General features: G+C 67.8%; 11 protein-coding genes and 1 tRNA gene. 8 read left to right on the top strand and 4 right to left on the bottom strand.

From position 1 onward, the window contains the following. Nucleotides 1–140: 140 nt before the first annotated feature. Genes ppk2 through hemA form a run of 4 tightly spaced genes read right to left on the bottom strand, consistent with a single transcriptional unit; the run spans nucleotide 141 to nucleotide 5,025 of the window. Nucleotides 141–923: a polyphosphate kinase 2 gene (gene ppk2 / locus SSKA14_RS20815; protein WP_008264955.1), complete on the bottom strand. Its 783-nt coding sequence runs from the start codon at nucleotides 921–923 to the stop codon at nucleotides 141–143. 46 nt (nucleotides 924–969) lie between these two features. Further along, nucleotides 970–2,676: a tetratricopeptide repeat protein gene (locus SSKA14_RS20810; RefSeq protein ID WP_008266306.1), complete on the bottom strand. Its 1,707-nt coding sequence runs from the start codon at nucleotides 2,674–2,676 to the stop codon at nucleotides 970–972. A gap of 5 nt (nucleotides 2,677–2,681) precedes the next feature. Then, the gene (gene prfA, locus SSKA14_RS20805) at nucleotides 2,682–3,764 is read right to left on the bottom strand and encodes a peptide chain release factor 1 (protein ID WP_008265120.1); all 1,083 of its coding nucleotides are present in this window, start codon (nucleotides 3,762–3,764) and stop codon (nucleotides 2,682–2,684) included. Next, nucleotides 3,742–5,025 carry a glutamyl-tRNA reductase gene (hemA, locus tag SSKA14_RS20800; RefSeq protein WP_008268503.1) on the bottom strand — a complete coding sequence of 428 codons (1,284 nt, stop codon included), beginning with the start codon at nucleotides 5,023–5,025 and terminating at the stop codon, nucleotides 3,742–3,744. The genes prfA and hemA overlap by 23 nt, the downstream gene beginning before the upstream one ends. Nucleotides 5,026–5,088: 63 nt before the next feature. On the opposite strand from hemA, the gene SSKA14_RS20795 reads away from it, so the two are divergent. From SSKA14_RS20795 to ychF, 8 genes are all read left to right on the top strand, one after another. Further along, nucleotides 5,089–6,774: a tetratricopeptide repeat protein gene (locus SSKA14_RS20795; RefSeq protein WP_198283617.1), complete on the top strand. Its 1,686-nt coding sequence runs from the start codon at nucleotides 5,089–5,091 to the stop codon at nucleotides 6,772–6,774. Continuing rightward, nucleotides 6,771–7,430: a lipoprotein insertase outer membrane protein LolB gene (gene lolB / locus SSKA14_RS20790; protein WP_008268719.1), complete on the top strand. Its 660-nt coding sequence runs from the start codon at nucleotides 6,771–6,773 to the stop codon at nucleotides 7,428–7,430. The genes SSKA14_RS20795 and lolB overlap by 4 nt, the downstream gene beginning before the upstream one ends. After that, nucleotides 7,427–8,296 carry a 4-(cytidine 5'-diphospho)-2-C-methyl-D-erythritol kinase gene (gene ispE, locus SSKA14_RS20785; RefSeq protein ID WP_008266726.1) on the top strand — a complete coding sequence of 290 codons (870 nt, stop codon included), beginning with the start codon at nucleotides 7,427–7,429 and terminating at the stop codon, nucleotides 8,294–8,296. Before lolB ends, ispE begins: the two co-directional genes overlap by 4 nt. Before the next feature lie 11 nt (nucleotides 8,297–8,307). After that, nucleotides 8,308–8,384 (top strand) — tRNA-Gln (locus SSKA14_RS20780). 140 nt (nucleotides 8,385–8,524) lie between these two features. Next, complete coding sequence (locus SSKA14_RS20775) at nucleotides 8,525–9,484, top strand: ribose-phosphate diphosphokinase (protein ID WP_005415400.1); 960 nt, start codon at nucleotides 8,525–8,527, stop codon at nucleotides 9,482–9,484. A 109-nt stretch (nucleotides 9,485–9,593) separates the two neighbouring features. Then, on the top strand, nucleotides 9,594–10,211 hold the full coding sequence (locus tag SSKA14_RS20770) for a 50S ribosomal protein L25/general stress protein Ctc (protein WP_008268775.1): 618 nt from the start codon (nucleotides 9,594–9,596) through the stop codon (nucleotides 10,209–10,211). Nucleotides 10,212–10,259: 48 nt separating this feature from the next. Beyond that, complete coding sequence (gene pth, locus SSKA14_RS20765) at nucleotides 10,260–10,838, top strand: aminoacyl-tRNA hydrolase (protein WP_008268208.1); 579 nt, start codon at nucleotides 10,260–10,262, stop codon at nucleotides 10,836–10,838. A 151-nt stretch (nucleotides 10,839–10,989) separates the two neighbouring features. Further along, nucleotides 10,990–12,081: a redox-regulated ATPase YchF gene (gene ychF / locus SSKA14_RS20760; RefSeq protein WP_008264918.1), complete on the top strand. Its 1,092-nt coding sequence runs from the start codon at nucleotides 10,990–10,992 to the stop codon at nucleotides 12,079–12,081. The last annotated feature ends 212 nt before the right edge of the window (nucleotides 12,082–12,293 follow it).

Here is a 12,293-nt window from a genome sequence, read left to right as displayed (position 1 = left end):
AAGGACGTACTTGCGGCGTCCCCGCACTCCGGCACCGCCCCACCATCCCACAGGAAGCTCGCTTCTGCTGTTGCTGTTGCTGTTGCCGACCAGCGGCCGGCACTACCACGGGTGCAGGGCGCAGCCCTGCCGAACAAACCCTATTCCTCGACCGGGAAGTCCTCGATCGGCTTCAGCACATCGTAGTGCTCGCGATGCAGCTTGCCCTTCAGCTTCGGCAGTTCCGGCAACGGCGCATCCACCCGCGTGTCGGGCAACCGGTCCAGCAGGTTGCGCACCAGGGTCAGCCGGCCCAGCCGCTGGTCGTTGAAATCCACCAGCGTCCATGGCGCGCCTTCGCGATGTGTCGCGCGCAGCATCGCCTCGCGCGCTTCGGTGTAGGCGCTGTACTTGCTGCGCGACTTCAGGTCGACCGGCGACAGCTTCCAGCCCTTCAGTGGATCGACATGGCGTTCGCAGAAACGCTTTTCCTGCTGCTCCTGGTCCACGCACAGCCAGTACTTGAACAGCAGGATGCCATCGTCCACCAGCAGCTGTTCAAACACCGGCGCCTGGCGCAGGAACTGCTGGTACTCGGTCTCGCTGCAGTACCCCATCACCCGCTCGACGCCGGCGCGGTTGTACCAGCTGCGGTCCATCAGCACGATCTCGCCGGCGGCGGGAAGGTGCGATGCATAACGTTGGAAATACCATTGCGTGGCTTCACGGTCGGTGGGCTTGGGCAAGGCCACTACCCGGCACTGGCGAGGGTTGAGATGCTGGCTGATGGCCTGGATCGCGCCACCCTTGCCCGCCGTATCCCTGCCTTCGAACAGCACCAGCAGGCGCTGGCCGCTGTGCTGCACCCAGCGCGCCATCGCGGTCAGTTCCAGCTGCAGCGGCAGCAGCAGTTCGTCGTATTCCTTGCGCTTGAGCTTTGCCATCGTCACACCACGCGGGAAGGAAGCCCGAGCGTAGCGCAGGTGGTGCTCAGGTTCTGTCGACGCCGCGCCAGCCGTGCTCACCGGCGAACTGCTGCAGCAGCGCCGACAGGTCGCGGGCGAACCCGCCCATGTCGAACAGGCCGCTGTGGTCGCGCGCCTGCGCCAGCTCGGCGCGCAGCGCGGCCAGCGCCGCCGGGTCGTTGCCCAGTGCGCTGGCAGTGGCGATGAACGCAGCATCGTCGGCAACGTTCATCCGGGCCAGGCCGAGGTGATGGTTGAGGCTGCCGGCTACGCGCGCGGCGAAGGTATCGCCAGGACAGGTCAGCACCGGACAGCCTGCCCACAGCGCATCCGACGCCGTGGTGTGCGCGTTGTACGGGTGCGTGTCCAGGAACAGGTCGGCCAGCGGGTAGCGGGCCAGGTACTGCGGATGCGGCAGCTTGGCCATGAATACCAGGCGTGCCGGGTCCAGGCCCGCCTTCTGCGCAGCCGCCCGCAGCCGTGCATCGGCCTGGCCCGGGCCGGACAGCAGCCACAGCACGCTGCCAGGCACCGCCTGCAGTACGGCGAAGGCGCGGCCCATGCTGCGCGGGTTGAGTTTGTAGCTGTTGTTGAAGCAGCAGAACACCACGCCGCGTTCGGGCAGCCCGCACTCGGCACGCGTCGGTGCGGACTCCAGCACACGGGTGTTGTCCGAAGGCTGGAAGGCGCGCGGCAGGCGCAGCACGCGTTCGCTGTAATGCGGTTCCAGTGATGGCGGAAGGGTGAAGTCATCACCGATCACTGCATCCATCCACGGCGCTCCAGACGTGCCCGGGTAGGCCAGCCAGTTCAGCTGCAGCGGGGCAGGGCGCATGGCCAGTACTTCCGGCGTGCCGCCGCCACCCCAGCCGCGCAGGTCGAACAACAGGTCGATGCCTTGCCCGCGGATGCGGGTGGCCGTGTCGGCATGACGCAGGCCAGCCACGTCGTGCAGCTGCGTCGCCGCCTGCAGTCTCTGGCGGATGCGGCTGCCATCGTCGCGGTTCAGCGCGAACAGATGCAGCTGCAGCGCGGGGTCGTCGCGCAGCTGCTCGAACAGGGCCACGGTCAGCAGCCCGGTGGGATGGGCGCCGAATCCGTTGGAGAGGAAACCGACCCGCAACGGGCCCTGGGTACGCACCATTGCCGGTGGCAGCGGCCGCACCGAAGCGGCTACGGCGGATGCACGCGCGCGCGCACAGGCCAGCTGCTCGGCGGCGGAGGCGTCTTCGCTGAGGAAGGCGAACGGTTCGACCACGCCTTGTCCGGAGGCAAGTGCACTGCGCACCTGCACGGCCAGTGCGTCCACATCCTGCCAGTCACACAGGCGACGCTGCCAGGCCAGGCGTTGTGCGGCGATGTACGGCTCGGATGGCATCAGTGCATGCGCGCGTCGATACGCCGCTGCCGCGCCCTCGGCATCATCGGCATCTTCCAGCGCGTGGCCCAGCCACAGCGCGATGCCCGGGTGCTGCGGTGCCAGAGCGGCAGCCTGGCCAAGCAGCGTCGCGGCGTCGGCATGCGCGCCGGCCATCCATGCCACGCGACCCAGGCGCGCCAGCGCTTCGGGATGGTTCGGGCGCAGCTGCAGCGCGCGTCGTGCGGCCTGTTCGCCGGCGGCGATGTCGCCGGCTTCCAGTTCCAGGTCGGCCAGCATCACCCAGGCGACGAAATCGCTGGGCTGGCGCGCGATCGCCTGTTGCAGGTGCTGCCGCTGCTGCCAGGCGGACATGCGACTCAGCCCGCCGACAGCTGGGCCAGGGCGTCGACCTGGTGTTCGTGGCTGAGCCGCTGCAGCAGCGGGTCGAGGTCGCCGGCCAGGATGTTGGGCAGGTCGTACAGGGTCAGGCCTTCCACGCGGTGGTCGGTGATCCGCCCCTGCGGGAAGTTGTAGGTACGGATGCGCTGGCTGCGGTCACCACTGCCGACCTGCAGGCGCCGCGACTCGGCCTGCGCCGCGTCCTGGCGCTGGCGTTCGGCGTCGAGCAGCTGCGCCTTCAGGCGCTTCATCGCCTTGTCGCGGTTGGCGTGCTGGCTGCGTTCGGTCTGGCATTCCACCACCACGCCGGTCGGCACGTGGGTGATGCGGATGGCCGATTCGGTCTTGTTGACGTGCTGGCCACCGGCACCGGAGGAGCGGAAGGTGTCCACCTTCAGGTCGGCCGGGTTGATGACGATGTCATCGACTTCGTCGGTCTCGGGAATGATCGCCACGGTGGCCGCCGAGGTGTGGATGCGGCCCTGCGATTCGGTGGCCGGCACGCGCTGCACGCGGTGCGTGCCCGATTCGAATTTCAGGCGCGAGAACGCACCCCGGCCGACCACGCGCGCCACCACTTCCTTGTAGCCGCCGTGTTCGCCCGGGTTGTCCGATTCGATCTCGACCTTCCAGCCCTGGCGCTCGGCGTAGCGGGCGTACATGCGGAACAGGTCGCCGGCAAAGATCGCCGCTTCGTCGCCGCCGGTGCCAGCGCGCACTTCCAGGAACAGGTTGCCCTCGTCACGCGGGTCGCGCGGCACCAGCAGCAGCGCCAGTTCCTGCTCCAGCTGCTGCAGGCGCGTCTGCGCGGCGCCGATTTCCTCGTCGGCCAGCTCGCGCAGGTCGGGGTCGGCGCGCATGCCTTCGGCGGCGGCCAGGTCGGCCTTGGCGCGGGCCTCATCGGCGAGTGCTGCAGCGACCGGTTCAAGTTGGGCGAATTCGCGCGAAAGGTCGCGGAAACGGGTGTTGTCGGCGACCACATCGGGTTCGGCGAGCAGGCGTTCCAGTTCTTCGCGGCGCTCGGCCAGCGCTTCCAGCTTACGGCGCAGGGTCGGCGTCATCGGGTCTCACGGGTGGGTGGCGGTAACCCGGCGTGGCCGGGAACAGGCGCTCGGCGGCGCGGGTCAGGTCGGCATCGCCGCTCAGCGCGGCAGCGCGCAGGGCAGCGGTCGGTGGATGCAGCAATCGGTTGGTCAGGCCGTGGGCAAGCAGTTCCAGTACTTCGTCGGCCGGCTTGCCGTTGGCCAGCTGCTGGCGGGCGCGCTCCAGCAGCTCGGTGCGGGTCGCTTCACCGAACGCACGCAGCTGCCGCAGCGGTGCCTGGTGGGCGCTGGCCTGCTGGGTCTCGATGAAGCGCGACACCTGCAGGTCGATGATGGCTTCGGCCTCGGCGGCCGCCTCGCGGCGGCCACGGCGGTTGTCTTCCACCGCGCGTTCGAGGTCGTCGACGGTATAGAGGAAGGCGTCATTGAGCGAACCGACCTCGGCTTCGATGTCGCGCGGTACGGCCAGGTCGAACAGCAGCATCGGCTTGTGCCGGCGCGCGCGCAGGGCCTTGGCCACCATCTCGCGATGGATAACCGGTTCGCGCGCGGCGGTGGCCGAGAACACCACATCGGCCTCGCCCAGATGACGGTCCAGTTCGGTCAGCGGCAGGGCCACGCCGCCATGGCGGGTGGCCAGCTCCTGTGCGTGGGCGAGAGTGCGGTTGGCGATCAGCAGCCGCCGCACCTTGCCCTCGCTCAGGTGCCGCGCGGCCAGTTCGATGGTCTCGCCGGCACCGACCAGCAGCACGGTGGAATCGTCCAGGCGTGCGAACGCGTTCTGTGCCAGGCGCACCGCGGCCGACGCCACCGACACCGGGTTGGCGCCGACCTGGGTATCGGTGCGGGCGCGCTTGGCCACCGAGAAGGTCTGCTGGAACAGCCGGTCCAGGCGCTGGCCGAGCAGGCCGTGGTCACGCGCCGTCGACCAGGCATCCTTCACCTGGCCCAGGATCTGTGGTTCGCCCAGCACCATCGAATCCAGCCCGGTGGCAACCCGGAACAGGTGGCGCACCGCATCGGCATCGGCGTGCTGGTACAGGTAACCCTGCAGGTCGCCGGCCTGGGCGTGCAGCCACTGGTCCAGCGCCTGCGCCGAATCGGCCACGGCGTACAGCTCGGTGCGGTTGCAGGTGGACAGCAGCACTGCCTCGGCGATCTGCGGGGCATCGCGCAGCGAACCGAGCGCGCGCGGCAACGCCTCACCGGCGAAGGCCGCGCGCTCGCGCAGCTCTACCGGTGCGGTCTGGTGATTCAGTCCGAGCACCCACAGGGTCATTGTTCAGTTGCTTGCGATAAGCTGCTGGCCATTGGACGACATTTTAAGGCCCCGATGCCGACGATGCCCGCATTGATTCGCATCCCCAGTGTTCTGCTGCTGTCCCTGGCCTGCGGCCAGGCCCTGGCAGCGGTGCCGCCCAAGGCCCCCGTACGGGCCGCGGCCACTGAGGAACTGGCGCTGGAACCGGTGATGGCCGGTGAGTTCGCGCTGCAGGCCGGCAAGCTGGCCGAGGCCGCACGCTGGTACCTGCAGGCGGCCCAGCAGACCGACGGCGACGCCGGCCTGGCCGAGCGCGCGACCCGCATTTCCATGCTCGCCAACGACGATGCCAGCGCTGCCAAGGGCCTGGCCCTGTGGCAGCAGCGCGCGCCCAGCTCGCTGACCATGCGCAGTGCCGCCGCTGCACTGGCCATGCGCCAGGGCGATGTGAAGGCCGCGCGTGGCGACCTGCAGGCCTTGCTGGCCGACCCTGATGAACGCGGATGGAAGTTCGCCCTGGCCGCGCTGATTGGCGGTGGCCGCGACCCGGCGGTGCCCGCGCAGGTGCTGGGCGAGCTGGTCGATGCCAATGCCATTCCGCCGAAGATCGAGGCCTGGCAGGAGTTTGGCCGCCTGGCCCTGCGCATGGACAAGCCCGAGCTGGCGCGGCGCATGATCGACGAAGTGGTCAAGCGTTTCCCCGAGGAGCCACGCGTGGCGCTGCTGCGTGCCAGCCAGCTGCAGCAGGCCGGCGAGACCGACAAGGCGTTGTCGCTGCTGCACGACGTCGAGCCGAAGACCCGCCAGGACCCGGAACTGCGCAACGCGGTGGCCATCGCCTATGACAGCCTCGGCCAGCCGTCCGCGGCCGAGCGGGTGCTGGCGTTCGGCCCGCAGGATGTGCAGACCTGGGGCATGCGCGCCTCACTGCTGGCCAAGCAGGGTGACAAGGCCGCGCTGTCCAACCTGTACAACGAACTGTCGCGGCAGGCTGCCAAGCCGGATCCGGCGCAGCGCCTGCTGCTGGGCAAGATCGCCGAATACCTGAAGCGCTATCCCGAGGCGGTGCAGTGGTACCACAGCGTGCCCGGTGGCGATGAACTGAGCGAGGCTCGCCTGCGTGCGGCCAATGCGCAGGCGCTGGCCGGACGCCTGCCGCTGGCGCTGGATGAAGTGCATGCCATCCAGTCCGACGCCGTGGTCGACGACGATGTGCGCCGCGATGCCTACCTGCTGGAGGCCGAGCTGCGCCAGCGCGCCGACGACAGTGCCGGCGAGCTGGATGCGCTGGCCCGCGGCCTGGCGGCCTACCCGGATGACAACGGGCTGCTGTACGCCCGGGCACTCACCTGGGAGCGTCGTGACGACATTCCGCGTGCCGAGGCTGACCTGCGCAAGATCCTGGTGACCGACCCCGAGAACGTACCGGCACTGAACGCGCTGGGCTACACCCTGGCCGACCGTACCGGTCGTCTGCAGGAGGCGCTGGAACTGATCGACCGCGCCCGCGTGGCCGAGCCGGACAACGCCGCCATCGTCGACAGCTACGGCTGGGTGCTGTATCGCCTGGGCCGCAAGGAAGAGGCACTGGTGCAGCTGCGCCGTGCCTGGACCCTGGCCAAGGACCCGGAGATCGCCGCCCATGTCGGTGAGGTGCTGTGGGTGCTGGGCAAGCATGACGAGGCCCGCCACTTCTTCGAGGAAGCGGCCAAGCTCGATCCCGAGAACCGCGCGCTGCTGCGCGCCCGCGAGAAATTCAATCCATGAGTGTTTCCCTTATCCGGCCGCTGCTGTTGGCGGCCGTGACCCTGGCGGTCAGCGCGTGCACGACGGTGGGCACGCAGAAGACGCCGGCCCCGGCCGTGGTCGAGACGGTGTCAGCCGAAGCGGCGCAGGCCGAGGCCGCGCGCGTGGCGGCGCTGCAGGCACAGCCGGACTGGGCTTTCCAGGGCCGGGTCGCGGTCAGCAAGGGCAAGGACGGTGGCAGCGGTCGCATCGACTGGAAGCAGGACGGGCGCCGCTACGTGGTTGAGCTGAGCGCGCCGGTGACCCGGCAGAGCTGGAAGCTGACCGGCGATACCCATTCCGAGGCCGGTCGCCTGGAAGGGCTGGCGGGCGGTCCGCGTGACGGCGAGGACGCCCAGCAGCTGTTGCTGGAAGCGACCGGCTGGGACATCCCGGTCAACCAGTTGCCGGACTGGATCCGTGGCCTGGTGGCCGGCGATGCCGCCGGTCCGGAGAAGGTCGAGCGTGACGGTGAAGGCCGCCCGCGCCGCATGCAGCAGATGGGCTGGCAGGTGCAGTACCTGGACTGGTACCCGGCCGAGGCCGCACGGCCGGCGCTGCCGCGCCGGATCGAGGCCAGCAATGGCGACGCCAAGGTGCGCCTGCTGGTGGACCAGTGGGGACAGGGCACCCCATGAAGGGTGCAGCCGACGACGCGGGCTGGTCCTGGTGGCCAGCCCCGGCCAAGCTGAACCTGTTCCTGCACATCACCGGCCGCCGGGCCGATGGCTACCACGAGCTGCAGACCGTGTTCCGCCTGCTGGACTGGGGTGATCGCATCGGCCTGCGCCTGCGTGAAGACGGCCAGGTGCACCGGCAGGGCGAGGGCCTGCCCGGCGTGGCCGAGGCCGATGACCTGGCGGTGCGTGCCGCCAGGCTGCTCAAAGAGGTGGCGAATGTCGCGCAAGGTGCGGACATCATCGTTGAAAAGCATGTTTCCGCCGGTGGCGGTTTCGGCGGTGGCTCGTCGGATGCGGCCACCGTACTGGTCGTGTTGAACCGGCTCTGGCAAGCCGGCCTGGACGAAGACGCGCTGGCCGCGCTGGGCCTGCGCCTGGGGGCTGACGTGCCGGTATTCGTGCGTGGCCGCAATGCCTGGGCCGAGGGGGTAGGGGAGCGGCTGCAGCCGATCACGCTGGCGCCGGCCTGGTATGTGGTGGTCGAGCCGGGCGTTCATGTTCCCACACCGGTCCTTTTCGCAGACCCGGATTTGACGCGCGACAGCCCAGTGGCGAAAATAGAGGACTTCGCTTCCGGGACCCTGGTCGGGAACGCGTTCGAACCGGTGCTGCGCCGCCGTGAGCCTGCCGTCGAGGCCGCGCTCGCGGCGTTGAGCGGCATCGGCTCCGCGCGGCTGACCGGTTCGGGAAGTGGTTGTTTCGTCGAGTTCGCATCGCAGGCTGCCGCAGAGCAGGGACGGTCGAAGTTGCCGAAGGAGTTGCGGGCAAGGGTGGCAGCGGGCGTTGCGCGTTCGCCACTGCTGGATGCACTCGAGCAACACTGATTTACCAATGCAGGGGCGTCGCCAAGAGGCCCAAGGCACCAGGTTTTGATCCTGGCATTCGTAGGTTCGAATCCTACCGCCCCTGCCAATAGCGGCTGTGTCCGCGCCTTCCAGCGCATCGCCTGCGCGGGACGTGGAAACAACCGCGGTGTTGTCAGCAGCAAGGGTCCATGAGGGTCCTTGCCGACTCCGGATCCCCGCCACTCGTCCCCGCCCGAGACAATCATGATGCAAGAGTCCCCGAACCTGCTGGTCTTTTCCGGCAACGCCAACAAACGTCTGGCGCAGAACATCTGCAAGGAACTGGGGGTTCGCCCGGGCAAGGCGCTGGTCTCGCACTTCTCCGATGGTGAAGTGCAGGTGGAGATCGAAGAGAACGTCCGCAAGCAGGACGTGTTCGTGATCCAGCCGACCTGCGCGCCGAGCGCGGAAAACCTGATGGAACTGCTGGTGCTGATCGACGCGCTCAAGCGCGCATCGGTGGCCAGCGTGACCGCCGTGGTGCCGTACTTCGGCTACTCGCGCCAGGATCGCCGCATGCGTTCCTCGCGCGTGCCGATCACTGCCAAGCTGGCGGCCAAGATGTTCAGCACCGCTGGCGCTGATCGCGTGCTGACCGTCGACCTGCACGCCGACCAGATCCAGGGTTTCTTCGATATTCCGGTCGACAACGTGTACGCCTCTCCGCTGCTGCTGGCCGACATCTGGCGCGCCTACGGCACCGAGAACCTGATCGTCGTCTCGCCGGACGTGGGCGGCGTGGTCCGCGCCCGTGCGGTGGCCAAGCGCCTGGATGACGCCGACCTGGCGATCATCGACAAGCGCCGTCCGCGCGCCAACGTCTCCACCGTGATGAACATCATCGGTGACGTCGAAGGCAAGACCTGCGTGATGGTCGATGACATCGTCGATACGGCCGGCACCCTGTGCGCCGCTGCCGCTGCCCTCAAGGCGCGCGGTGCGCTCAAGGTCGCCGCCTACTGCACCCACGCGGTGCTGTCCGGCCCGGCGGTGGACAACATCACCAATTCCCAGCTCGACGAGCTGGTGGTGACCGACACCATCCCGCTGAAGGACGCCGCGCGGGTGTGCAGCAAGATCCGCCAGCTGAGCGTGGCGGAAATGCTGGCCGAAACGATGCGCCGCATCGCCTTCGGCGAGTCGGTCAGCTCGCTGTACGTCGATTGAGTTTTCGCCCCCGCCGGCAACGGTGGGGGCATGCCCCGGATGCTTCTGGTCGCGGAAGCATCTTCAACCGCCACGCCGCAAGGCGCGGCAACAACCTGAGTAGTCGAAAATGTCGAAGACCCATGAAATCAAGGTCACCAAGCGTGAACTGCAGCGTAAGGGTGCGAGCCGCCGCCTGCGTCACGCCGGTGTGATCCCGGCCATCGTGTACGGCGGCAACGCCGAGCCGGTCGCCATCAGCCTGGACCACAATGAAATCTGGCTGGCCCAGCAGAACGAGTGGTTCTATGCCTCGATCCTGGACCTGAACCTGGACGGCCAGGTGCAGAAGGTCCTGCTGCGTGACATGCAGCGCCACCCGTACAAGCAGCTGATCATGCACCTGGACTTCCAGCGCGTGAACGAGAACGAAGCCCTGACCGCTTCGGTCCCGCTGCACTTCATCAACGAAGACACCTCGCCGGCCGGCAAGGCTGCCGACGTCGTGGTCACCCACGAACTGAAGGAAGTGACCATCAGCTGCCTGCCGAAGGACCTGCCGGAGTCGATCGAAGTCGACCTGGCCGACCTGGCTGCTGGCGACGTGGTGTACCTGTCCAACATCAAGCTGCCGAAGGGCGTGGAAATCCCGGCCCTGGCGCTGGGCAAGGACCACGACGACGCGATCGTCACCGCCAAGCACGGCAAGGAAGACGCTGCCGACGCTGAAGCTCCGGCTGCCGAGTAATGCAGTGACGGTGCCTGCCTCCGGGCAGGCACCGTTCTGGAAGGAACCATGGCAGGACTGCGACTGATCGTCGGTCTGGGCAACCCCGGATCGGAACACGCCCGGACCCGGCACAATGCCGGGTTTCATTTCGTTGAGGCCCTGGCTGAAAAGGCCGGTGCGCGATGGAATGTGGACAGCAAGCTGTTCGGTGAGACCGCCAAGGTCGAGATCGCCGGGCAGACGGTGTGGCTGCTCAAGCCCGCCACCTTCATGAACCTCAGCGGCAAGTCGGTCACCGCCGCACAGCGGTTCTGGAAGATCGAGCCGGAGGAAACCCTGCTGGCCCATGACGAACTGGACCTGGCGCCCGGCGTGGCGCGGCTGAAGTTCGACGGCGGCCATGGTGGCCAGAACGGCCTGCGTGACACCATCCGCCTGCTCGGCCACGGCAAGTTCCATCGCCTGCGCGTGGGCATCGGCCATCCCGGCCACAAGGACCGCGTGGTGGGTTGGGTGCTGGGCCGCCCGTCCAAGGACGACGACGTGCTGATTGCTCGCGCCATCGACGATGCCATCGACGTGATGCCGCTGGCGGTACAGGGTGATTTCAGCGAAGCGATGAAGCGGCTGCACACCCCGAAATAACCCGCTTTGGGTAGGTGCCAACCTTGGTTGGCACACGTTTTACCCAGGTGGTCGCCAACCTTGGTTGGCGGATGTTCCAGATCGAGATGGATTGGCCAAGCAGCGCGCGCGCTGTTTCACCAATCACTTTCACCCCAGAGAGCTGTCACCCATGGGTATCAAATGCGGCATCGTCGGCCTGCCCAACGTCGGCAAGTCGACCCTGTTCAACGCGCTGACCAAGGCGGGCATCGCCGCGGCGAACTTCCCGTTCTGCACCATCGAGCCGAACGTCGGCATCGTGCCGGTGCCGGACCCGCGCCTGAATGAACTGGCGGCGATCATCAACCCGCAGAAGGTCATCCCGACCGCGGTCGAGTTCGTCGACATCGCCGGCCTGGTGGCCGGCGCCGCCAGCGGTGAAGGCCTGGGCAACAAGTTCCTGGCGCATATCCGCGAAGTCGATGCGATCACCCACGTGGTGCGCTGCTTCGAGAACGCTGACGTCATCCACGTCAACAACAAGGTCGATCCGATCTCGGACATCGAAACCATCGATACCGAGCTGGCCCTGGCCGACCTGGACAGCGTCGAGAAGGCGCTGAACCGCGCCGAGCGCGCCGCCAAGGGTGGCGACAAGGAAGCGGCGGCACGCAAGCCGGTGCTGGCCAAGCTGCAGGCGGCGCTGTCCGACGGCAAGTCCGGGCGTTCGGTCGGCCTGGACGAGGAAGAGAAGGCGCTGGTCCGTGACCTGTTCCTGCTGACCCTCAAGCCGGTGATGTACATCGCCAACGTGCTGGAAGATGGTTTCGAGAACAACCCGCACCTGGACGCCGTGCGCGCCCACGCCGCCGCCGAAGGTGCGCAGGTAGTGCCGGTGTCGGCCGCGATCGAAGAAGAGCTGTCCCAGCTCGACGACGAAGACCGCGATACCTTCCTGGCCGATCTCGGCCTGAGCGAGCCGGGCCTGAACCGCGTGATCAACGCGGCCTACAGCCTGCTCGGCCTGCAGACCTACTTCACTGCCGGCGTGAAGGAAGTCCGCGCGTGGACCGTGCGCAAGGGCGCCACCGCCCCGCAGGCCGCCGCGGTCATCCATACCGACTTCGAGAAGGGCTTCATCCGCGCTGAAACCATCGCGTATGACGACTTCATCAAGTACAAGGGCGAAGCCGGCGCCAAGGAAGCCGGTCGCCTGCGCCTGGAAGGCAAGGAATACCGCGTGCAGGAAGGCGACGTGCTGCACTTCCGCTTCAACGTCTGATCCAGCGGCATCGGATCGACTCCGGACGCCCCGCCTTGTGCGGGGCGTTTGCGTTTCCGGTATCGGTTTCGGGCATGGACAAAAATTGACCATGCTCCGGAATGACTGCGGTGCAAGGCTCGCACGCACTTGTCCACACCAAACCCCCACCGCTTTCCACGCCCAATGTGGAAAACCGTGGGGTCGGAGCCCTTTCCGCAGGAAAGGGCTCC

Origin of the sequence: Stenotrophomonas sp. SKA14, from assembly GCF_000158575.1 — a bacterium.
GTDB classification, from domain to species: domain Bacteria; phylum Pseudomonadota; class Gammaproteobacteria; order Xanthomonadales; family Xanthomonadaceae; genus Stenotrophomonas; species Stenotrophomonas forensis.
The sequence above is the reverse complement of the archived record's forward strand: the minus strand, read 5'-3'. Positions and strand labels throughout refer to the sequence as shown.

Bases quoted from the DNA above. Each gene is read 5' to 3' on its own strand.
- ppk2 (WP_008264955.1), bottom strand. From the start codon at position 923: ATGGCAAAGCTCAAGCGCAAGGAATACGACGAACTGCTGCTGCCGCTG.
- SSKA14_RS20810 (WP_008266306.1), bottom strand. From the start codon at position 2,676: ATGTCCGCCTGGCAGCAGCGGCAGCACCTGCAACAGGCGATCGCGCGC.
- prfA (WP_008265120.1), bottom strand. From the start codon at position 3,764: ATGACGCCGACCCTGCGCCGTAAGCTGGAAGCGCTGGCCGAGCGCCGC.
- hemA (WP_008268503.1), bottom strand. From the start codon at position 5,025: ATGACCCTGTGGGTGCTCGGACTGAATCACCAGACCGCACCGGTAGAG.
- SSKA14_RS20795 (WP_198283617.1), top strand. From the start codon at position 5,089: ATGCCCGCATTGATTCGCATCCCCAGTGTTCTGCTGCTGTCCCTGGCC.
- lolB (WP_008268719.1), top strand. From the start codon at position 6,771: ATGAGTGTTTCCCTTATCCGGCCGCTGCTGTTGGCGGCCGTGACCCTG.
- ispE (WP_008266726.1), top strand. From the start codon at position 7,427: ATGAAGGGTGCAGCCGACGACGCGGGCTGGTCCTGGTGGCCAGCCCCG.
- SSKA14_RS20775 (WP_005415400.1), top strand. From the start codon at position 8,525: ATGCAAGAGTCCCCGAACCTGCTGGTCTTTTCCGGCAACGCCAACAAA.
- SSKA14_RS20770 (WP_008268775.1), top strand. From the start codon at position 9,594: ATGTCGAAGACCCATGAAATCAAGGTCACCAAGCGTGAACTGCAGCGT.
- pth (WP_008268208.1), top strand. From the start codon at position 10,260: ATGGCAGGACTGCGACTGATCGTCGGTCTGGGCAACCCCGGATCGGAA.
- ychF (WP_008264918.1), top strand. From the start codon at position 10,990: ATGGGTATCAAATGCGGCATCGTCGGCCTGCCCAACGTCGGCAAGTCG.